The sequence below is a fragment of the Aggregatilinea sp. genome (assembly GCF_036822615.1).
Lineage (GTDB): Bacteria > Chloroflexota > Anaerolineae > Aggregatilineales > Aggregatilineaceae > Aggregatilinea.
Map to the genome: position 1 here is coordinate 21,038 of NZ_DAISHJ010000035.1, position 19,577 is coordinate 40,614.

13 protein-coding genes and 1 pseudogene are annotated in these 19,577 nt (G+C 64.1%); 4 read left to right on the forward strand and 10 right to left on the reverse strand.

Translation table 11 applies throughout. The features are described 5' to 3' along the window. Both V7116_RS12280 and V7116_RS12285 read left to right on the forward strand, forming a co-directional pair. The coding region (locus V7116_RS12280) for a GAF domain-containing sensor histidine kinase (protein ID WP_324392221.1) at positions 1-2,819 on the forward strand (2,819 nt) is incomplete at its 5' end. A 143-nt stretch (positions 2,820-2,962) separates the two neighbouring features. Further along, positions 2,963-3,376, forward strand: a complete 414-nt coding sequence (locus tag V7116_RS12285) for a YkgJ family cysteine cluster protein (protein ID WP_324392222.1) — start codon at positions 2,963-2,965, stop codon at positions 3,374-3,376. Between the two features lie 71 nt (positions 3,377-3,447). Here V7116_RS12285 and V7116_RS12290 read toward each other — a convergent pair whose 3' ends face one another. The 9 genes from V7116_RS12290 to V7116_RS12330 all read right to left on the reverse strand — a co-directional run bounded on the left by V7116_RS12290 (position 3,448) and on the right by V7116_RS12330 (position 15,612). Then, a complete protein-coding gene (locus V7116_RS12290) occupies positions 3,448-3,900 on the reverse strand; it encodes a hypothetical protein (protein ID WP_324392223.1) in 453 nt (150 codons plus the stop codon). A gap of 154 nt (positions 3,901-4,054) precedes the next feature. After that, positions 4,055-5,458, reverse strand: a complete 1,404-nt coding sequence (locus V7116_RS12295) for a vWA domain-containing protein (protein ID WP_324392224.1) — start codon at positions 5,456-5,458, stop codon at positions 4,055-4,057. Beyond that, the gene (locus tag V7116_RS12300; RefSeq protein WP_324392225.1) at positions 5,439-6,371 is read right to left on the reverse strand and encodes an AAA family ATPase; all 933 of its coding nucleotides are present in this window, start codon (positions 6,369-6,371) and stop codon (positions 5,439-5,441) included. Before V7116_RS12300 ends, V7116_RS12295 begins: the two co-directional genes overlap by 20 nt. A 469-nt stretch (positions 6,372-6,840) precedes the next feature. Continuing rightward, the gene (locus tag V7116_RS12305) at positions 6,841-8,367 is read right to left on the reverse strand and encodes a hypothetical protein (RefSeq protein ID WP_324392226.1); all 1,527 of its coding nucleotides are present in this window, start codon (positions 8,365-8,367) and stop codon (positions 6,841-6,843) included. A gap of 271 nt (positions 8,368-8,638) precedes the next feature. Then, positions 8,639-10,606 carry an ABC transporter ATP-binding protein gene (locus V7116_RS12310; RefSeq protein WP_324392227.1) on the reverse strand — a complete coding sequence of 656 codons (1,968 nt, stop codon included), beginning with the start codon at positions 10,604-10,606 and terminating at the stop codon, positions 8,639-8,641. Further along, positions 10,603-12,477, reverse strand: coding sequence for an ABC transporter ATP-binding protein (locus V7116_RS12315; protein ID WP_324392228.1), 1,875 nt, complete (start codon positions 12,475-12,477; stop codon positions 10,603-10,605). Before V7116_RS12315 ends, V7116_RS12310 begins: the two co-directional genes overlap by 4 nt. A 79-nt stretch (positions 12,478-12,556) precedes the next feature. Continuing rightward, positions 12,557-13,180, reverse strand: a complete 624-nt coding sequence (locus tag V7116_RS12320; RefSeq protein WP_324392229.1) for a MarR family winged helix-turn-helix transcriptional regulator — start codon at positions 13,178-13,180, stop codon at positions 12,557-12,559. A 447-nt stretch (positions 13,181-13,627) separates the two neighbouring features. Beyond that, positions 13,628-14,656 carry an alpha/beta hydrolase family protein gene (locus tag V7116_RS12325; protein ID WP_324392230.1) on the reverse strand — a complete coding sequence of 343 codons (1,029 nt, stop codon included), beginning with the start codon at positions 14,654-14,656 and terminating at the stop codon, positions 13,628-13,630. 68 nt (positions 14,657-14,724) lie between these two features. Continuing rightward, positions 14,725-15,612, reverse strand: a complete 888-nt coding sequence (locus V7116_RS12330) for a hypothetical protein (protein WP_324392231.1) — start codon at positions 15,610-15,612, stop codon at positions 14,725-14,727. Between the two features lie 240 nt (positions 15,613-15,852). On the opposite strand from V7116_RS12330, the gene V7116_RS12335 reads away from it, so the two are divergent. Both V7116_RS12335 and V7116_RS12340 read left to right on the forward strand, forming a co-directional pair. Further along, positions 15,853-16,335 carry an acyltransferase gene (locus tag V7116_RS12335; RefSeq protein WP_324392232.1) on the forward strand — a complete coding sequence of 161 codons (483 nt, stop codon included), beginning with the start codon at positions 15,853-15,855 and terminating at the stop codon, positions 16,333-16,335. A gap of 428 nt (positions 16,336-16,763) precedes the next feature. Continuing rightward, positions 16,764-18,155, forward strand: a complete 1,392-nt coding sequence (locus tag V7116_RS12340; RefSeq protein WP_324392233.1) for an NAD(P)/FAD-dependent oxidoreductase — start codon at positions 16,764-16,766, stop codon at positions 18,153-18,155. Positions 18,156-18,235: 80 nt separating this feature from the next. Here V7116_RS12340 and V7116_RS12345 read toward each other — a convergent pair. Beyond that, positions 18,236-19,577: pseudogene (locus V7116_RS12345) on the reverse strand (hypothetical protein); the annotation flags it as partial.

Below are 19,577 nucleotides of genomic sequence, written 5' to 3' on the forward strand. Positions count from 1 at the left end.
CCGCCCCCCATCAGGTGGTCGCGGTGGGCGGCCCGCCCCTTACCTTCGATCCGGCATCCGCGCCGAAAACGCAGCGCCGCGTCAGCCAGTCCTACGTGACCCCTCCCGGCAGCGATACGCCGGATGCTTCCTGGCAGATCGCCGCGCCGCTGACCGCCGGAATGACCGCGCTGGGCTGGGCCATTGCCGCCGGGGACGAACCGGCGGAAGATGACGTCAGGGCGCTCGAAAACGTCGCGGATCTGGTGGCGGCGTCCATAGCCCAACTGCGCAAAATGGCCCGGCTGCAAGACGAAACCGCGCACCAGGAAATGCTCGGCCACATCGCGCGCATCGCCTCCCAGCACCTCGACGTGCGCGAATTATGTCAGGCCATCACGGGCGAGCTGCAATCGATCATTCGCTTTCAGCGTGCGACGCTGATCGTGCAGGACGAAGCCGGAACGCGGCAGAGCTTCGTCATGACCAACGACGGCACCCCGCTTCCGCAGCCGGAACAGGATCCGCTCAACGCCATCATCCGCACGCGGCTGGCGATCCCGTACGGAAACCCGCTGGTCGCCGCCTCGCTCGAAAATGTGAGCGATCCGTCCCGCGACGAGCGCGCGCTGCGCGACCAGGGCCTTTACAGCTATGCCTGCGTGCTGCTGCAAGCGCACGGCCAGCGCATCGGCGCGTTCGGCCTCGCGGCCAAAGCCGGGGATGCCTTCCAGCCTGCCGACCTCGAACTGTTAGGCGCGACGGCGCACCATTTCGCGGGCGCGATCTGGAAAGCGCTGCTCTACCGCAAAGAACAGCGGCAGCGCCACCTGACCGAAGCCCTCGCGCAGATTTCGCAAAGCGTGAACTCGACGCTGTCCCTGGACAAAGTGTTGAAGCTGGCGTTGGAGCAGTTGAGCCACGTCATGACGTACGACACGGCCTCGATCTTTCTGGCGGAAGGCAGCAGCCTGTGTATCGTGGCCTGCCGGGGGTTCGACCAGCCGGACGATCTGATGGGCACGGTGTTTCGCTTCGAAGAAAACAACATCGCGCACGAGGCGATGCTGGGACGCAGGGCGCACGTGGTTGCGGACGTCCAGATGCTGCCGAACTGGGGCCACACCCGCGACGATGTCGAAGGCGCGCATACCATCCGCTCCTGGATCGGCGCGCCGCTGATCGTCCACGGCGAGAGCATCGGCATCCTGACCATCGACAAATACGAGCCGAACTTCTACAAACCGGAGGACGGCGACACGGCGGCAGCGTTCGCGGTACAAATCGCCACGGCCATCCACAACGCGCGCCTGTACGAATCGGAACGCATCCGGCGCAGGACGGCGCTCGCGCTGACGCAAATCGCGCAGACCATCAACTCGACGCTGGAACCGGTGAAGGTGCTGGACATGGCGCTCGACCAGCTCCGCAGCGTGATCGACTACGATACGGCGTCGATCCTGCTGCTGGAAAACGGCAATCTGGTGATCGCCGCCTGTCGCGGCTTCGACAGCCCGGAGCACGTCATCGGCACGATGATCACGCCGGACCGGGCGAACTATGCTCATATGACGCTGGTCGAGCAGTGCACGCGCATCGTGGAAGACGTGCAGGCCGTCACGGATTGGAGCCATGCCCGCGACGACATTCCCGAAATTTCCTCGATCCGTTCCTGGATCGGCGCGCCGCTGATCGTGCGCGGCGAGAGCATCGGCGTGCTGACGATCGACAAGCACGAGCCGCACTTTTATAAATCGGAAGATGGCAAGGCGGCCAGCGTTTTTGCGGCGCAGTTCGCCACGGCCATCCAAAACGCGCGGCTGTATCAGGCGGTGGCTCGCCAGCGCGACCGTCTGGCCTCGATCCTGACCGACGCGACGGACGCGGTGATCGTCGTGGACCCCAACAGCATGATCTGGCTGGTCAATCCCGCCGCCGAACACTACCTGCACCTCGAACACCTGCAAGTCGCCGGGCGTCCGCTTCACAGCCTGAACCTGCCCGGCCTGGACGACGCATTCACGTCTGCGCAGGCGCGGCAGGCCCCCGAAATGTGCGAGGTCGTCACGGCGGACGGCACGGCGTTCCACGCCAGTCTGGCCCCCGTGCGCGACGTGGGCTGGGTGATCGTGATGCAGGACATCACGCCGCTGAAGGAACTGGACCGCCTGCGCACCGATTGGGTCGCCGCCGTCTCGCACGACCTGAAGAACCCGATCCAGGTCATCCAGATGGGCGCGGCCATGCTGGAGCTGGACGCGCCGCTCAACGCCGAACAAATCGAGCACGTGCAGATGATCCAGCGCAGCGCGATGCAGCTCAGCGATCTGGTGACCAATGTGCTCGACCTCGCCCGGCTGGAAGCCGGGCCGACCCTGCGGTTGGTGTCGGTCAATCCGCCGAGCGTGATTCACGCCGCCATGTCGGAGATCGAACACCTCGCCTCGGAAAAACGACAGCACCTGGAACTCGACCTCGCTCCGTCGCTGCCGCCGCTGCTGGGCGATGAAAGCCTGCTGCGCCGGATGCTGGCCAACTTGCTGAGCAACGCGATCAAGTACACGCCCGAAGGCGGCAGCATCACCGTGCGCGCGCATACCACCAACGGAGATCTGCAAATCGAGATCGCGGATAACGGGCCGGGCATTCCGCCCGACGCGCTGCCGCACCTGTTCGACCGCTTCTACCGCGTGCCAAACACCACGGCCAACGGCACGGGCCTGGGCTTGAGCATCGTCAAAAGCATCATCGACAAGCACAACGGCAGCGTCCAGGTCAGCAGCACCCCCGGCCAGGGCAGCACGTTTACCGTCAGGCTTCCCGCCAGCAAAGCAAGCTGAGTCGCCCACCGCGCTTCTGCTGCTCGCGCTTGCGCATTCTGCTTATCGACTTTGCCGCCCGGCGGATCGATAATAGGGGGCGTTGTTGCATCGTCCTCGTGTTGTTGGTTCTCTACTGAAGGGAGCTGCAATGCAGTTGTCCTATGGCGCAAACGAATCCCTGCCTCACCTGTGGTGCTTGCTGCGCTCATTTCCGCGTATCGTTCTACTGGGGTGAAGCCGATCCGGCTCAGGGCGGCACCGTCCCGCCCGACATGACCGAAGACCTCACCGACTTCCGCCGCTGTATGAAAGGGACCAACCAGAAACACCCCCACTGCGCCGCGCTGCTGGGCGAGATCGGCTCGGCGGTGCGCTGCACGATCTACGAGGGGCGGCCCAGCCCGTGCCGTGAATTCGGCGTGGATTGGGACGAAGACCACCTGTGTTACGTGGTCGAAGACCTCGAACGCTGCACGCGCGCTCGCGCCGAGTTCGGCCTGCCGCCGCTGACGGATCTGCCGCATTACACGCCGTCCACCGACGACCAGACCCCGCCGATCATCCACGCGGCGTAGCCCGATCTGACCCCGGAACCAAACCGTAGGGGCGTATCGCACTACGCCCCTACCAAGCCACCCGGCGCGCCCTACAAAATGCCGTTGATCGCCCCTTCCCACGCCCGCACGCCGCTGGCATGGTGCGCTGCGCGGTGATGCAGCGCCGCCGCGCCCGCGTCGCTCAGCGCGGTGAACGTATACGTCACGTGGGCCACCGTCCTGCCACCATCGGAGGCTTCGCACTGAATCGCCACGATCGCCAGCATCAGCCCCGGCGTCACGCGCACGTATTCCACCGCCCACTGCGCCGCATCGAAGCGGTTGACGTACCAGATCGTGTCCGGCTCGCCCGGGTGCCGCGACGAAAACACCGTCCCGGCGCAGTCACCCAGCGGCGCATCGGAGTAAATCAGCGTTGGGTCCCAATCCGCCGCCCATTCTTTTTCGCGCAGCGGGCCAAACAGCGGGAAGACGCGCTCCGGCGGCGCGTTCAGGGTCAGGCTTTCCGTGTGCGCAAAGCGCTGTAACGCGTGCTGTTCCATGGGCTCACCTCCAATAAATAACGGGCACGCCTCGTCGAGCGTGCCCGTTTGCCAACAAAAAAGCGAGCCGGATCGCTCCGACTCGCTGTCGCTTCTTTTACTTTACGCCCAGGTGAGGGCGCTTGTCAACGCCCAGTGCTGCGCCGAGCCGGGATCACACCAGGATGTGATCGATGGCGTCCGTCAGTTGGGCCAGATTGCGCACCTGATACAGCTCGCTGCACAGCGGCGCGTAGGCGGGCATGTCGCTGTCGCCCGTGCCCCACTGCGCGGGATATTCCGGGTTCAGCCAGATCAGCTTGCGCGCCCGCCGCCCGATGCGCCCGAACGTCTCCACGCCGGGATCGTTGAAGTTGTTGCGCCCGTCGCCCAACACGATGACCGTCGTGCGGCTGTCGACCGCGTCCAGGTGACGCGCTTCGAGCTGGCGCAGGCTGCCGCCCAGGTCGGTGTTGTAGTGCCCGGCGGGCAGCCTGGTCAGCACGGTGATCACGGCCTCGTCGATGCGGTGCGTCAGCAGGTCGTCCGTCACGTCTTCCAGGTGATCGACGAATGCGAAGCTGCGCGTCTTTTGCACCTGATCCTGAAGCTCGTAGATCAGGCGCAGGAAGAACTCGGCCACGGGGCGCATCGACGTGCTGACGTCCAGAATCACGACCAGCTTGGGCTTGAGCCGCCGCTGCTTGAAGTGGATTTCGAACGGCACGCCGCTGTAACGCAGGTTGGCGCGCAGCGTCGTTTTGGCGTCGAGCTTGCCCTGTTTGCCGCGCTTCTGGCGCAGGGCGGCGCGCGTCCGCAGGCGGGCCGCGAGGCGGCGCACCTCGTCGCGCAGCTGATCCATTTCCGGTTGGCTCAGCGACCCGAACGAGCGGTTCATGAGGTCGTTGACCGGCTTATGCCGCTGCGCGTCTTCCACGCGGTTGTCGCGCAGCTTCTCGCCCGCATACTCGCTGAGCTGGTCTTCCAGCCGGTCCATGTTCTGCGCGACCTGCTCCTTCATCTGCTCGATGCTGTCGGGATCCATGCCCTGTTCGGCCAACTGCTCCCACAGCATTTCGAGCAGCTCCTGCATCTGTTCCCAGCCGAGCATCTGCTGCATGCGCCGCGCGTACTGCTGGGCGCGCTGCGGCGAGCGTGCGTTCGGCTGGTTCAGCCCGGCCTGATCCGCGAGCTGTTCGAGGTCTTCCTGGCTGGGCGTCTGCCCGTTGAGCAGCCAGTCCAGCAGCTTTTGCAGGTCGCCCTTGATCTGCTCCATCATGTCTTGCAGCATCTGCTGGAGCATCTCTTGCAGCATTTGCTGCTCTTCTTCCGACAGGCCCGACTGGGGGTCCATCAGCGGCGGCGTGCCCAGGCTGAAGTACTGCGGGAACAGGTCCTCGAAGGTCGGGATCGCGTCGAAGTCTTTGATCAGCGTGGCGCGCAGGCTCATACGGAACGCTTCGCGGTCGCGCACGCCCAGGTGCGTGATCGCTTCCCAGGCGTCCTGACTTTCGGCGACGGAAACGCGCACGCCTTCGGCGCGCAGGGCGGCGATGAACTTAGTTATTCGATCTTCCATACCCGATCCCTCCCGAACGACGCAGCACGCGCCGGGCGCGTTCCACGTCCGCTTCGTACTTGAGCAGGACGGTGAGCGTGTTTTCGAGCGTCTCGTTGTCCAGCGCGCGCGCGTTGAGCGTCACCAGGGCGCGCGCCCAGTCGAGCGTTTCGCTGACGCTGGGGTTTTTCTTCAGGTCCAGCGTGCGCAGCGTCTGCACCATTTCCACGGCCTGCCGCGCCAGCTGCGGCGCGAGATCCGGGACGCGCAGCCGCACGATCTCCAGTTCTTCCTCGGCGGACGGGTAGCCAATGTACAGGTACAGGCAGCGGCGCTTGAGCGCTTCGCTCAGCTCGCGCGTGTTGTTGCTGGTCAGGAACACCACCGGGCGGTGTTTTGCCACGATGGTTCCCAGTTCGGGGATGCTCACCTGGAAGTCGCTGAGCACTTCGAGCAAAAACGCCTCGAATTCCGCGTCTGCCCGGTCGATCTCGTCGATCAGCAGCACGGTCGTCTTGTCGCTGTTGATGGCGCGCAGCAGCGGGCGCGGCAGCAGGAAGCGCTCGGAGAAAAAGACGTCTTCCTCGGCCCCCAGTCGATCCGCCGCGTCGGTGAGCGAAGTCGCGTCGGCCAGCAGCGACGACAGCTTATCCCGCAAAAGCTGCGTATACAGCATTTGCTTGGCATATTCCCATTCGTAGAGGGCTTTGCTTTCGTCCAGCCCCTCGTAGCACTGCAAGCGCACCAGCTCGCGGCTGGTCGCGGATGCCCATGCTTTGCTCAGCTCCGTCTTGCCGACACCGGCAGGCCCCTCTGCCAGCAGCGGTTTCCCTAACTTCTCGGCCAGATAGAGCACCGTCGCGATCTCGTCGGTTGCAATATACTGACAATCGGCCAGCGCGCGCTTTACGTCCTCCACCGTGTTGAACAACATGGAAACTCCTCTTGTGGCCCCATTACAATCACTTCCGAAAGCGTCACGTCACTGCGCCGGGTTGCGCAAGGCCCGGCTAAGGGGGCCGGGCCTGTCCATCCATCGTGCAAATACATCTACGGTGATTGTACGAAAAAAGAATACTAACATCAAAATAAACCGGTCAGGGCGCATCTGTCTATTGGGCTGATTCGCCAAACGCGCGGGGCAAAACGGCATGCAAGCGGGGAAGAAAAACCAGGGCGGGTCACAGACCCAAACGCATTAAGTTAGGCCCATCAAGGGGAAAATCGAGGGCCATGCCTTTCGTAGGGGCGGGGCTTGCCCCGCCCGTTGTGAGAAAAGCCGGGTAGGGCTTGCCCTACCCCTACGGTTACCACCGCTGATGCTTTGGTTTGACGCCGGGGGTGAGGTTTGGTTTTGCTTTTCCCTGATCCCCAACCCCGGCTTCCTATTCCCTCGCGGGGTGTTACTGCGCGTTGAGCTGGCCCTGGTTCATCCAGCCCTGCATGCCCATGCAGTCCACTTCGTACCAGTTCACCGCGCCGTCATTCCCGGCGCGCAGAATCGTCAGCGGCGTGTTGGCGAAGCAGGCCGCATCCGCGATCGAGTTCGTGCGCGGCGCGTTGTAGATCGGCTGGCTGAACGGCGCGGCGGGCATCATGACCGACTCGCCTTCGGCGTAAAACGGCTCCACCGGATCGCCCAGCGCTGCCGCCGGATCGAGGATCTCTTCGGGGATCGGGCCGACGCCCAGGAAGGCGCGCCATTCGTTTTCAAGCTCGACCATCGTCTTGCCGGTTGCCGCGACCAGCGCGTTGTCCAGCGTCTTCGCCTGCGACATCGTTTCGACGATGGCGTAATAGGTGTCCATGCCGCCGTAGGTGTCCACGATCCAGCGCATGAACGACGATCCCATGTCGTAGATCAGGTGTGTGCAGCCGTCTTCCTGCGCCGTCACCGCGCCGCCGCCGGGGCCGTCACCCTGGAAGCTGGGGAAGTCGCCGCCGCGCAGATCGGCCAGCGCGCGCAGCCGCTCGTTGACCGGGTATTCCTCGAACGTCTCGAAGAACATCGCCTGTCCCTCGACCCACCAGCTCGGCCCGCCGATGCCCAGCTCGTGCTGGTAGAGATGCGCGACCTCGTGCGTGGTGGTGGACGCGGCCTGATTCATCTGGAACTCGACGGTCGGATTCTCCGGGTTCCAGGCGCAGTCCTGCCGGATGGTGGCCGGTTCCAACGGGCGCACGCGCTGGATGGTGCTGCCCGCCTCGCTGATGATCGTGCCGGTAAAGCCGAAGTCGGTATCGTCGATGTCGCCGCTGCCGCGATACTCGGTCCAGTCCGCGCCGGGCGGGAAGATCACCGACAGGGGCCGGTAGGGCAGTTGGATGCCGAAGCCCGTCAGATAGGTGTCGCGGTTGGCGGCCATCGCGTCGATCACGTATTTGCCTAACTCCTCCGGCATGCCGTACCAGTAGACCAGCACGTCGTCGCTTTCGGCGTGGTACCATTCGCGCTGCGCGTCATAGTACACAGCGTGCACCGGTTCGCTGTTCACGCTCTCGCCGTTCATGCCGCGCACACCCCAATAGGCATCGACCTCGTGCCAGGGCGGCAGCCCGCGTCCATCGTACGGCGCGGCGATCCATTCATTCGGCTCGTCGCCGGGGCGCGCCTGCTTGCGCCCGGTCTTGCCCGTGGCGAAGGTGTAAAACAGCGTCACCTGATCGATCGTCACGCCTTCGGGCGGGGTGATGATGGCGTGGAACTCCATGCCCTGCGGGTAGAGCGACCGGTACGTGAGGTCCATGAACGCGAAGCCGTCCACCGTCTGATCGTCGTAGGTCTGCGGCTCGTCCTTGCCGCCCACGACGGTCACCACGTAGTCGCCGTCATCCTGGGCGCGGACCGGCGCGGCGGGCACGAACCCGCCCACGATCAGCGCGAGGACCAGCGCGGCGATCACCGCCAGTTGTCGTAAGGTTGGGCGCATCGTCTCCTGCTCTCCTTGTTTGCGCGGTCATTCCTGGTGCTATTGTAGCGGAATTTCGCGCCATCTCCGACCGGGCCGGGGCGCTGTGGGGAAAAACGGGCGGAGCAAGCCGCGATCCGTAGGCGTGGGGCGGGGCAATTCGTGAATTGCCCCTACGGGAATGGCAAAAACAGGGCGGGTCACAGACCCGCCCCTACAAACCCTTGTTGTCCCGTTTTCTTCCCTCTCCAACTTGATTGGAGAGGGGCCGGGGGTGAGGTGTTTTTCGTCCCTACGACGCGGGCTGCGTGCTCGGCGTCAGGTGCCCGTTGCCCGACACGGTCGGCTCCGGTACGTCGCGCCGGAACTGGCTCATGTACAGGTCGTAGTAGAAGCCCTTCGCGTCCAACAGCTCGGCGTGCTTACCGTGCTCCACGATCTTGCCGTCCGCCAGCACGTAGACCTGATCCGCGTTGCGGATCGTGCTCAGGCGGTGGGCGATGACGAAGCTCGTCCGGCCCTTGAGCAGCTCGTCGAGCGCCTTCTGGATCAGCCGTTCCGTGCGCGTATCGACGCTGCTGGTGGCTTCGTCCAGGATCAGCAGGCGCGGGTTGCCCAGCGCGGCGCGCGCGATGGCGATCAGTTGGCGCTGGCCCTGGCTCAGACCGCTGCCGCGCTCGCCCAGGATGGTGTTGTAGCCGTCCGGCAGGGACGCGATGAACCCGTCTGCATGGGCCAGCTTGGCCGCCTCGATGACGTCCTCGTCGGTCGCGTCGGTCCGCCCGTAGCGGATGTTGTTCATCACCGTATCGCTGAACAGGAACGTGTCTTGCAGCACCAACCCGATCTGGCTGCGCAGACTGTCGAGCGTAACGTCACGCACGTCGTGCCCGTCGATCACCACCGCGCCGCCTTCCACGTCGTAAAAGCGCGGCAGCAGGTTGATGATAGTCGTCTTGCCCGCGCCCGTCGGTCCGACGATAGCGATCGTCTGGCCCGGCTGGGCTTCGAGGCTGACGCCCTGCAGCACCGGCTCGTCCGCGTTGTAGCTCATGGTGACGTCGCGCAGCTCGACGTGCCCTTCGATGGGCGGCATGGCGATTGCGCCGGGCTTCTCCTGCACGGTCGATTTTTCGCCCATGAAGTCGAAGATGCGCTCGGCCCCGGCGATGGCGTTTTGCAGGTTGGTCCACAGCGTCGAGATCATCTGGATCGGCTGGTTGAACTGCTGCGTGTACGATATGAACGTGATGATCAGGCCCAGCGAGATCGCCGTCGTGCCCAGATCCTGCCCGCGCAGCATGAAGATGCCGCCGACCGCCGCGACGATCACAATCGACACGTAGCCCAGCGCTTCGAGCGCCGGGGAGAGCGCGCTGGTGAAGGCCACGGCGCGCACGTTGGCGTCGCGGTTGGCCGCGTTCACCGTGCGGAAGCGCGCGATGTTTTCATCTTCGCGAGTGAAGGCCTGCGCCTCGCGCACGCCGGCGATGTTCTCCTGCAAGTCGGCGTTCACGTCCCCGATCTCGCGGCGGGCCACACGGTACGCTTTGCGCGCCTGCCGAGAGAACCAGATCGTCGCCACGACCATAAACGGCACGGGGATGATGCTGAGCAGCGCGAAGGTCCAGTTGCGCGTGAACATGGCATAGATCAGCCACGCGAGCTGGAAGATGCCGCGCATCACCTGGACCAGCACGAACGCGAACGCCTGCTGAAGCGTATCCGTGTCGTTGGTCAGGCGGCTCATCACGTCGCCTGCCTCGTTTTTCGAGTAGTAACCGAGTGAGAGCCGGTGAATTTGCCGGAAGATGTCGATCCGCATCTCGGCCAGCACTTTCATCCCGGCGTAGCGCATGGCGTAAAACTGCGCCCCGGACGCGAACGCGCTGAGCACGAACAGGCCCACCAGCAGCAGGATCAGGTTGCGCAGGCCGGTCAGCGTCTCCGAACGGGAGAGGTTAGCGGTGTTGTCGGTGTACCAGCAGTTGCTTTCCGACGCGCCCGCCATGTTGCTCATCGCGGGGCTGTCGCTGCTCACGCCCTGCTGGATGTAGGGTGTCACATAGCAGTCTACGGCCTGCCCGACGAGGTCGGCGGTTTTCACCTGCGACCACGCGCTGAAGATCGACAGGCCGACCACCAACAGCAGCATCAGCTTCCAGTTCTTGAAGTAGTGCCACAGGCTGCGCAGCGTGGTACTGGTGCTGGCCGCTTTGCGCGTTTCGGAGCCAAACAGCATGGCGTCATGGCGCATCATGAGAGCACCTCCTCGCCCACCGCTTCGACGTCGCCGGTTGCTTCAGCGTCGTCCACAAGCTGCGAGTTGTAGATTTCCACGTAGATCGGGCTGTTTTCCATCAATTCCTCGTGCGTGCCGCGCGCCACGACGCGGCCCTTCTCCAGCACCAGGATCAGGTCGGCGTTGACCACCGTGCTGATCCGCTGGGCGATCACGAAACTGGTGCGGCCTTCCATCAGCTTGTCGAGCGCCTTCTGGATCTGGTATTCGGTCGCCAGGTCCACGCTGCTGGTAGAGTCGTCCAGGATCAACAGGCGCGGGTCGAGCACCAGCGCGCGCGCGATGGCGATGCGCTGCTTCTGGCCGCCGCTGAGGGTCGTGCCGCGCTCGCCGACCGGGGTGTCGTAGCCCTGCGGGAACGACATGATGAAGTCGTGCGCGGCGGCGGCTTTGGCCGCGCCGATCACTTCCTCGTCGGTGGCGTCGGGCCGCCCAAAGGCGATGTTGTCGCGGATGCTGCCGCTGAACAGCGTCGTCTCTTGCAGCACGATGCCGATCTGCGAGCGCAGGCTGGTCAGCGTCACGTCGCGCACGTCGGTCCCGTCGATCAGCACGCGGCCTTCCGTCGCGTCGTAGAAGCGCGGCAGCAGGTTGATGATCGTCGTCTTGCCGCTGCCCGTCGCGCCCAGCAGCGCGATCGTCTGGCCGGGCTGCGCCTCGAACGAAACGTCCTTCAGCACGTAGTCGCCGCTCTTGAAATAGCGGAACGAGACGTTCTCGAACTGCACGTTGCCCTGCACACCGGTCATCTCACGCGCGTCGGGCGCATCCTGCACGTCGTTTTCCGCGTCGAGAATCTCGAAGATACGCGTTGCGGAGGCAGACGCCTGCGACATCAGCGAGATGATCATGCCCAACTGCGCCAGCGGCATGAACACGTAGACCAGATACAGGCTGAACTCCTGCCATTGGCCCAGCGTCAGCGTGCCGTCGAGGATCTGCGTGCTGCCCGCGTAGAGCACCGCGGCCTGTCCCAGATTCGCCAGCAGGAAGGTCAGCGGGAAGATGATCGAGAAGATCAGGCTGATCTTCAGGTTCCACTTCAGGTGCTCGTTGACGGCGACGTCAAAGCGTTTTTGTTCCTGGCGCTCGCGCACGAAGGCTTTCACCACGCGGATGCCCGCCAGATTTTCCTGCAAGATGGTGTTCAGGGTCGACAGCCGGATCTGCAGGTTGCGGAACAGCGACTGCGACGCGATGCCGAAGATCATGAACATCAGCACCGCCAGCGGCAGGATCGGCAGCGCGACCAGGGTCAGCCTGATGTTGGTCGTCAGCAGAATCAGCAGCGTGCCCACCAGCATCACCAGCGATTGCAGCGCGAACAGCAACCCCTGGCCGATGAACATACGCACCTTTTCCACGTCGTCCGTGGCGCGGATCATCAACTGGCCGGTCTGGTTCTGGTCGTGGTAGCTGAACGAGAGGTGCTGGATTTTGGCGAACAGCTCGTTGCGATAGTCGAACGCGATGCTCTGCGACAGGCGCTCGGCCATATAGTTCATGATGAACGAAAACAGGCCGCGTGCGATGGCGAAGCCGATGATCGCCAGCCCGGCGGCAATGATCGCGCTTTCCGCGCCGTCCGCCTTCGATTGCAGCGCGGCGACGGTCGTGCCCTGCTGGGCCGCGACCTGCGGGATCGCCTGCTCCGGCAGGCCGAGGATCGTGTTGGCGGTGACGCCGCCCGTCACCTCGTCGATGATGTGGCTGACCAGCCGGGGAACCATCAGCATGGCCCCGGTCGAAATGAACAGCGCCGTGTAGGCGATGATCGCTGTCGTGCGGTAGTGGCCCAGGTAGCGCAGCGCGCGTCCCAGGTCTCGCATGCCCCTGCGGTTATCACTCTCACCGCGTGATTTGCGTGCTCTTGGATTCTGTCGCTCTTCCAATGTTTAGCCCTCGATGTTAGTCGGAAGAATCCGGGGGCACGGGGAACGGCGGAGCTGGCAGGTCGATCCCCATGTCCTCTGCATACTGGAGCAAACCGGCGATCAGTTTGTCCAGAAGCGCCAACAACGTGTCCTGCTCGTCCGGCGTGAGCACGTCGAACAGGCTGTCGATGAAGCCCGAAAACTCAGGCGCGCGCTGGAGCACTGCCGTTTCGCCCTCGGGGGTGATGCTGATCAAAAACTGGCGGCGGTCGGTGGGATGCACTCGGCGCTCGATCAGTCCCTGCTCCTCCAGCCCGTTCAGCAGCGAACTGACCGTGTTGCGGCTGACCCGTAAAAACTGGCTCAGCTCGCTGGGCGATACCCCGGCGTTCTCAGGCCGCTGCGCCACGACCAGCCCGCTCCGGCGCTGGGCCACCAGCAGCCGCACCAGCAGGTGCGTGCGTGCCGACGACAGCGAGTCTTTGCGGTATTGCCCGCTGATCACACTCATCAGGTGTGACGTGGCCTTGATATACCGGAACAGCTTGATTTTGGACTCGTCGTGAACCTGGAAGATCTCGTTGACGATTTTTTCGATCTCAGGCGGCCCTCCAACACACTGGTGTTCCTGATCTGGTGCCTTTGTTTCGTCGCTCATGGTTCTCTGTTTCTACTCAAGCAGAAGACGGTCGCCGTCATGCCGCCTCCGCAACGCGCGATCGTCGCGTTACGAAAGTACAGTACAGAACTATACGACATAGAACTATTCATTGTCAATAGCTCATATACGATTCTGATCGATTGGCGTAGGGGGTTGGTCGACGTGCGCCGCTTGAGTCACTGCGCGACGTCTTACGTTACCGCGCGGTTTTAAACTGAATATAAACAGGGCATTATGCTCCCTACAAAACCCCGTTGAGCGCTGCTTGTCTCCCCTCTCCAACCCAGATTGGAGAGGGGCCGGGGGTGAGGTCGTGGTGAGGACCGGACTATTTTATTAAACCGTATCAAGCTCGCCCGGTAGGGGCGTATTGCAATACGCCCCTACAAAATCCATTCACCAACCAGATTGTGTTTTGTCCTTCAATTCCTACTTGGGGCACTACTACGGCAGCGCGGGATTCTTGAGCGTGGCGTCGAAAAACCGGATCGTGCGCTGGATGAACAGGGTGTCCCCGTCTCCGGCGAAGGTATGCGGCTGGCCGTCGTAGGTGTAGCACTCGACGGATTTTTCCAGCACCATCAGCCGCGTGCACAAATCCTGTGACCACGCCAGCGGGACCAGCTCGTCCGCGCCGCCGTGGTGGATGCTCACCGCCGCCTGGATGCGGTCGAGGTAGAAGATCGGGGAGACGCGCTCGTAGACCTCCGCCGGGATGTCTTCCTCGTCCAGCCCGCGCGTGTGGCCGGACCACTCGCGTATGGCGGCGAAGTTCTGCTCGTCGTCGCCGCTCATCGCCCCGTAGAGCACCGCCGCATCGACGTCTTCGCTGACGGTCAGCACGCGTAGCGAGATCCCGCCGCCCATGCTGTGCCCCCACAGCCCGATTCGGTCGGGATTGGCGGCGTGGAGCGAGCCGGGCGTGCCGCCGTACTCGCGCACCAGCGCGATCAGGTTCAGCACGTCGATCGCCATGCCCACGCGGAACAGGTTGGGGCCGCTGTCGGACGGGGTGTAGCCGCGCAGGTTGGGATGCATCACGAGGTATCCGGCGTTCGCCAGCGCGTCGGCGTAGTGCGTCGTGTAGTCGAGCGTGTAGTACGCGGCGGGATCGATGTAGCCGTGCAGCGCGATGATCACCGGGAAGGGGCCATCGCCGGGCGGCATATCCATGAACCCGTAGATGGTCAGGTCGTCGCTGGAATAGGCGATCAGCGAGCGCGTGAATGTATTGCCGCTTTCCAGCGTTTCCACGATTTCAAGCGTGCCGCTGCCGTAATTGCGCGCGGCGAGGTCGTTGATGCCCAGTCCTGCATAGGGATCGGGGGTTCCCGCCGGGGTCGGCGTGGCGGTCGGTCCGCCGGGCGCGGCCAATACCGATCCGCCGGGCAGGTCCGCACCGGGGTGCAGCGCGAGGAACACGACGGCCAGCAGAAACGCCAGCGTGACGATGGAGGCGGTGAAGCGTCGCATATATTCACTATAACAAAAACGAACCGGAAATGACCGGTTTGTAGGGATTTCGTGCGATGTTCGTCCGGCTACTGCGGCGCATCCCCGGCGGGATCGTCGTCGAATAGATTCTCTTCGATGAACGAGGCAAAGGGATCGTAGGGGGCTTCGAGATCCGGCTCCACCGCGTCGGGGTGCAGTGAGACTTCATCGTCGAAGGCTGCCGCGCCCAGGTGACGCAGGTCGACCATATCGGGACGCGCCGCCGCGCGCTGTCCGGCGGGCCAGAACAGCGTCATCAGGCGTTGGATGCCGTCCAGCAGGCGCGCATTAAATTCCTGGCAGCTCTCAAGCTCGATGTTTTTGGCGACCTCGTGGATCGCGCGGCGCGTGTAGATGTACGCGGCCAGCACCTTGGGATTGGTTTCGGGCGGGAAATACACCGCGATCTCCTCACGCCCGGCCAGCACGACCATGTGATGAAACGAGATCGGGTCGAAGCTGGAGACCAACGTGCGGAACGGGTACGGCTCTACCTCGGTTTCGGGCGGCTCCCCGATCATCGCCAGCACCTCGCTCGACACCGGCAGATCGAACTCGTGCTTGAGCCGGTTGCGCACGCTGCGCCACGCGCCGATCGCAAACTCGACCACCCATTCGTCCTCGATGCCCAGCAGCGTCGCAAAGCCGGAAAGGTACATCGCCATCTCGACCAGCGCATCGACACACGTGTTTTCGTCGCGGCTGAACAGGATCAGTTCGTCGGTGGTGGGATCGAAGGTGAACAGGTCGTTCACCGACAGCGAATCGTGCTGGAGCACTTCCTGCTCGTTGACGCTCACCAGCGCGGTGCGGGGAAACAGAGCGATGACACGGCGCAGGCCTAGCAGTGTTTCCGCAGAGAGATCGCACAGCTCGTCAAGCTGCTGCACGGAAAAATCGGGGTCGAGTGGATCGAGTATAGCGCGGGTTACCATGTGAACCATCCTATCACCGCTGTCTAACGGCTATAAGTACGATTGTAACCCGATTTACAGGAACCGGAATTAGGCGAATGGTCACAATAGTCTCATAGAGCTTTGGCGCGCCGCCAAACAGAGTTGTCAACCGCGCAGACCGGGGTTCAGTGGGCGCAATGACAAACACCGCTATAATGACTGTAACGGCGCTGCACTGGCGCGCCGCGACGTGAGATCTTTCTTAAGGAGAGCACAACGATGCCTGTTGCCCCAAACGTAGTCATGGCCGACGACGTGCGCATCTTCCAGCCCGATCTCGTCAATATGTACGGCTGCACGCTCGGCAGTCAAACCACCGTTGGCCCGTTCGTGGAGATCCAGCGCGGCGTGGTGATCGGCGCGCGCTGCAAGATCTCGTCACACTCGTTCATCTGTGACGGCGTGACCATCGAGGACGAAGTGTTCATCGGCCACGGCGTGATGTTCACCAACGACCTGTTCCCTCGCTCCACCAACGAGGATGGCAGCTTGCAGGGCGGCGACGACTGGACGCTGGTCAAGACGCTGATCAAGCGCCGCGCCTCGATCGGCAGCAACGTGACCATCGTCGCGGGCATCACCATCGGTGAAAACGCGCTGGTGGGCGCGGGCGCGGTCGTCACGCGTGACGTGCCGGATTACGCGATCGTCGTGGGCGTGCCCGCGAAGGTGATTGGGGACGTGCGCGGAAAGCAGCCCTAACCGACCGCCGGGCGGCCCTGCCTGCGCGCCCGCGCAGCGGGGTAGGGAATGTTAAGTGCTGGCCTGCGCGTCAGGCCGGAACGTAGATTTCACAGGGGCGTCCGCGATACGCCCCTGCGTGTTTTAACCGCCTGTTCAAGAGAAAAAATCAGGCGGATCATCGATCCGCCCGCCGCCGCCCCGCGCCCCAATTCTGAGGGCGCAGCCCCGTTTGGTCCGCGCTTTCGCCCGGTGCTCCGTAACCAATAATTATATAAATTTTATAAAATAGTATTGTAAATATTCCCATCTCGTAGTATTATACTAACAGATTGTGCCTCTTTTCACAATTAGTTCTTGTTCAAAAATTCACGAATGTTACAGATCCCGTGGAATTGGATCACCCGCCTGGGGCACAGCTTCCGGGCAAGGTGCAAAGGAGGCAACCTATGCAAACCGCCAACCGTCCCACCGTCGCCATCATCGGCGCAGGGTTCGGCGGCCTCAACGCCGCGCAGGCGCTCGCCAACCAGCCGGTTGACGTGCTGCTCATCGACCGTCAGAACTTCCACCTGTTTTCGCCACTGCTCTATCAGGTCGCAACGTCGGGCCTGGATCCCAGCGAAATCGCCTATCCGGTGCGCGGCATCTTCAAGGGCAAGAAAAACGTGCGCTTCCTGATGGGTGAAGTGCGCGAAATCGACCGCGCCGCCAAGCGCATCGCGGTGCAGATCAACGGCCACACGATTCAAGAGTTCTACGACTATCTGATCGTCGCGGCAGGCAGCCAGACGCACTACTTCGGCATGGACGATCTGCGCGAGCACGCCTTTGGCCTGAAGTCGCTCTCCGACGCGGTGGTGCTGCGCAACCACATCCTGAAGTCCTTCGAGCGCGCGGCGTGGGTGCAGGATCCCGTCCGGCGCGACGCGCTGACGACGCTGGTCGTCGTGGGCGGCGGCCCGACCGGGCTGGAAACCGCCGGGGCGCTCTACGAGCTGTATAAGCACGTGCTCGAAAACGAGTACTGCGCGCCGTGCGATGATCTCCAGGGGCGCGTGATCCTGGTCGAAATGCTCGACCACCTGCTCGATCCCTATCCGTCCCGGCTGCAAAAAGCGGCGCACCGCCAGCTCGAAAATCTGGGCGTCGAGGTGATCCTCGGTACGCGCGTCGAAAAGGTCGAGGCGGATCGCATCACGCTCAGCGACGGGCGCGTCATTCCCACCTATACGCTGGTCTGGTCGGCGGGCGTGAAAGCGTCGGCGCTGGCGGATATGCTCGATGTGCCGCTGTCGCGCGGGGGGCGCGTCCCGATCCGGCCCACGACGCAGTTGGAAGGCGACGAGGACGTATACGTGGTGGGCGACATGGCCTACCTGGAAGATCCCGACGGCAGGCCCTATCCGATGCTGATCCCGGTCGCCAAGCAGCAGGGCAGGCTCGCTGCGCGCAACATCCTGGCGCGGCTTCAGGGGCGCGACCAGCGGACATTCCACTATCACGACCGGGGCATCATGGCGACCATTGGCCGCAGCCGCGCCGTCGCCTGGATCTTCTACAAGGTTCCGCTGACGGGCTGGCTGGCCTGGATGGCGTGGCTGGGCCTGCACCTGATCACGCTGCTGGGCTTCCGCAACCGCCTGAGCGTGTTCATGAGCTGGGTCTGGAACTATCTCACCTGGGACCGTTCGGTGCGCCTGATCCTGGAGCACCAGCCGCACGGCCACTACGGGGACGAGGCCGATACGCCGGACGACGACTACGCCGCCATCGAGTCCGCCGGGATCGAAGCGGCGCGCGTGGAGGAGGAATTCGCCGGGGCGCTTGCCCACCGCTAACGCAAGTATCCGCTAAAACAGGTAGTTTCGAGGGGCGTATCCGCGTGATACGCCCCCTCGTGTTTATGGGCACGGGCGGGCTACTGCCAGTCGATGCTGGTGGGCGCGCCGCCGGGCGGCGTGATGTCTTGCGCGGTGCCGTTCGACTGCACCAGCCACAGGCGATCCCCGGTGTCCGTGCGGACCAGGATCATGATCGCGGTGTGGGCGGGGTTCCACTCGGCGGCGATCACGGCGCCGGGGATGGTCGGGGAGGCGGGTGGGCTGATCGGCGCGCCGGGGGACGCGGGCAGCAAGTAGAGCGCCACGTCGCGGCCCGGCGTCACGCTGCCCAGGAAGCCGATCCAGCCGTCGGGCAGGTCGGCGGCAGCCTGCATCGCCACGCCGGACGCGCCCTGGTTGGTGTATTCCGTGTACTGCCCGGTCGTGAAATCCCAGCGCCCCACGACGCTCGCGCCGCCGGAGGCCGGACCGCTGACGATCAGCGCCGTGCCGTCGAGCGTCCACGTCCCGCCGCCAAACGGCAGCGCCAGCGGCGTCTTGGCCGCCGGATCGAGGTTCGGATCGTTGATGTCCACGTCGCGCGGGATCACGACGATGCCCGGCGCGGCGTCCGCTCCTTCGTACCACGCCGTCACCGTGATCAGCAGCCGGGTGCCGTCCGGCGACCACTGCGCCCCGGTCGCCACGCGTTCGTCGCCGCGCTGCGCCACGAGGCCGGGATAACCGTTGCGGAACACCTGCCGTGAGGCGGGATGCGCCGGATCGCTCAGGTCGTAAATCCACACGCCGCCGTTGGTCACCGTCTGGTTGGCCGGGTCGGAATCGTCCACGCGCATCGCTACGTAGCGCCCATCCGGCGACCATTCGACCGCGCCGAGCGACAGGTTGGCGGGCGGACCCCACTCGCTGGCGGGCGACACGCCGACCGGCTGGCCGTTGATGCTCAGCCAGTGGTTGCCGCCGACCGTTGCGACCTGCCCCGTGCTGCTGACGTCGAAGATCGTGCCCTGGCCCAGCGACGACGCGTCCGTGCTGCCTGCCACCCCGACCAGCGACAGGTACGGCACGACCTCGCCCACGTAGCTCACGACGATCTGTTCTTCTTCCGGCAGGGTCGGCCCGCCGGATGCCTGATCGGCTTCCGGCGCTTGCGGCGCGACCGGCGCGGAGTCCTGCCCGGCGGCGGGCGCATTCGGATCCACGAACGCGCCTTCGCCCCCGTCCGCGTTGGGAACTTGTGCTACTTCGCCCGGCGTGGGACTGGGCGTCCAGGTGGTGATCAGGCCGGTGCTGTCTCCGCCGCCTTCACCCGGATCGAGCGTGGGCAGCGCGGAAGGTGTCAGGGTTGGCGCGGGCGCCGCGGTCGCGGCGGGCGTGGGCGTGGAGACGGTGGTCGCGGTCGCGTTGGACGTCGCCGTC

Bases quoted from the DNA above. Each gene is read 5' to 3' on its own strand.
- V7116_RS12305 (WP_324392226.1), bottom strand. From the start codon at position 8,367: ATGCGCCCAACCTTACGACAACTGGCGGTGATCGCCGCGCTGGTCCTC.
- V7116_RS12310 (WP_324392227.1), bottom strand. From the start codon at position 10,606: ATGATGCGCCATGACGCCATGCTGTTTGGCTCCGAAACGCGCAAAGCG.
- V7116_RS12300 (WP_324392225.1), bottom strand. From the start codon at position 6,371: ATGTTGTTCAACACGGTGGAGGACGTAAAGCGCGCGCTGGCCGATTGT.
- V7116_RS12340 (WP_324392233.1), top strand. From the start codon at position 16,764: ATGCAAACCGCCAACCGTCCCACCGTCGCCATCATCGGCGCAGGGTTC.
- V7116_RS12285 (WP_324392222.1), top strand. From the start codon at position 2,963: ATGGCGCAAACGAATCCCTGCCTCACCTGTGGTGCTTGCTGCGCTCAT.
- V7116_RS12315 (WP_324392228.1), bottom strand. From the start codon at position 12,477: ATGCGAGACCTGGGACGCGCGCTGCGCTACCTGGGCCACTACCGCACG.
- V7116_RS12320 (WP_324392229.1), bottom strand. From the start codon at position 13,180: ATGAGCGACGAAACAAAGGCACCAGATCAGGAACACCAGTGTGTTGGA.
- V7116_RS12325 (WP_324392230.1), bottom strand. From the start codon at position 14,656: ATGCGACGCTTCACCGCCTCCATCGTCACGCTGGCGTTTCTGCTGGCC.
- V7116_RS12330 (WP_324392231.1), bottom strand. From the start codon at position 15,612: ATGGTAACCCGCGCTATACTCGATCCACTCGACCCCGATTTTTCCGTG.
- V7116_RS12295 (WP_324392224.1), bottom strand. From the start codon at position 5,458: ATGGAAGATCGAATAACTAAGTTCATCGCCGCCCTGCGCGCCGAAGGC.
- V7116_RS12335 (WP_324392232.1), top strand. From the start codon at position 15,853: ATGCCTGTTGCCCCAAACGTAGTCATGGCCGACGACGTGCGCATCTTC.
- V7116_RS12290 (WP_324392223.1), bottom strand. From the start codon at position 3,900: ATGGAACAGCACGCGTTACAGCGCTTTGCGCACACGGAAAGCCTGACC.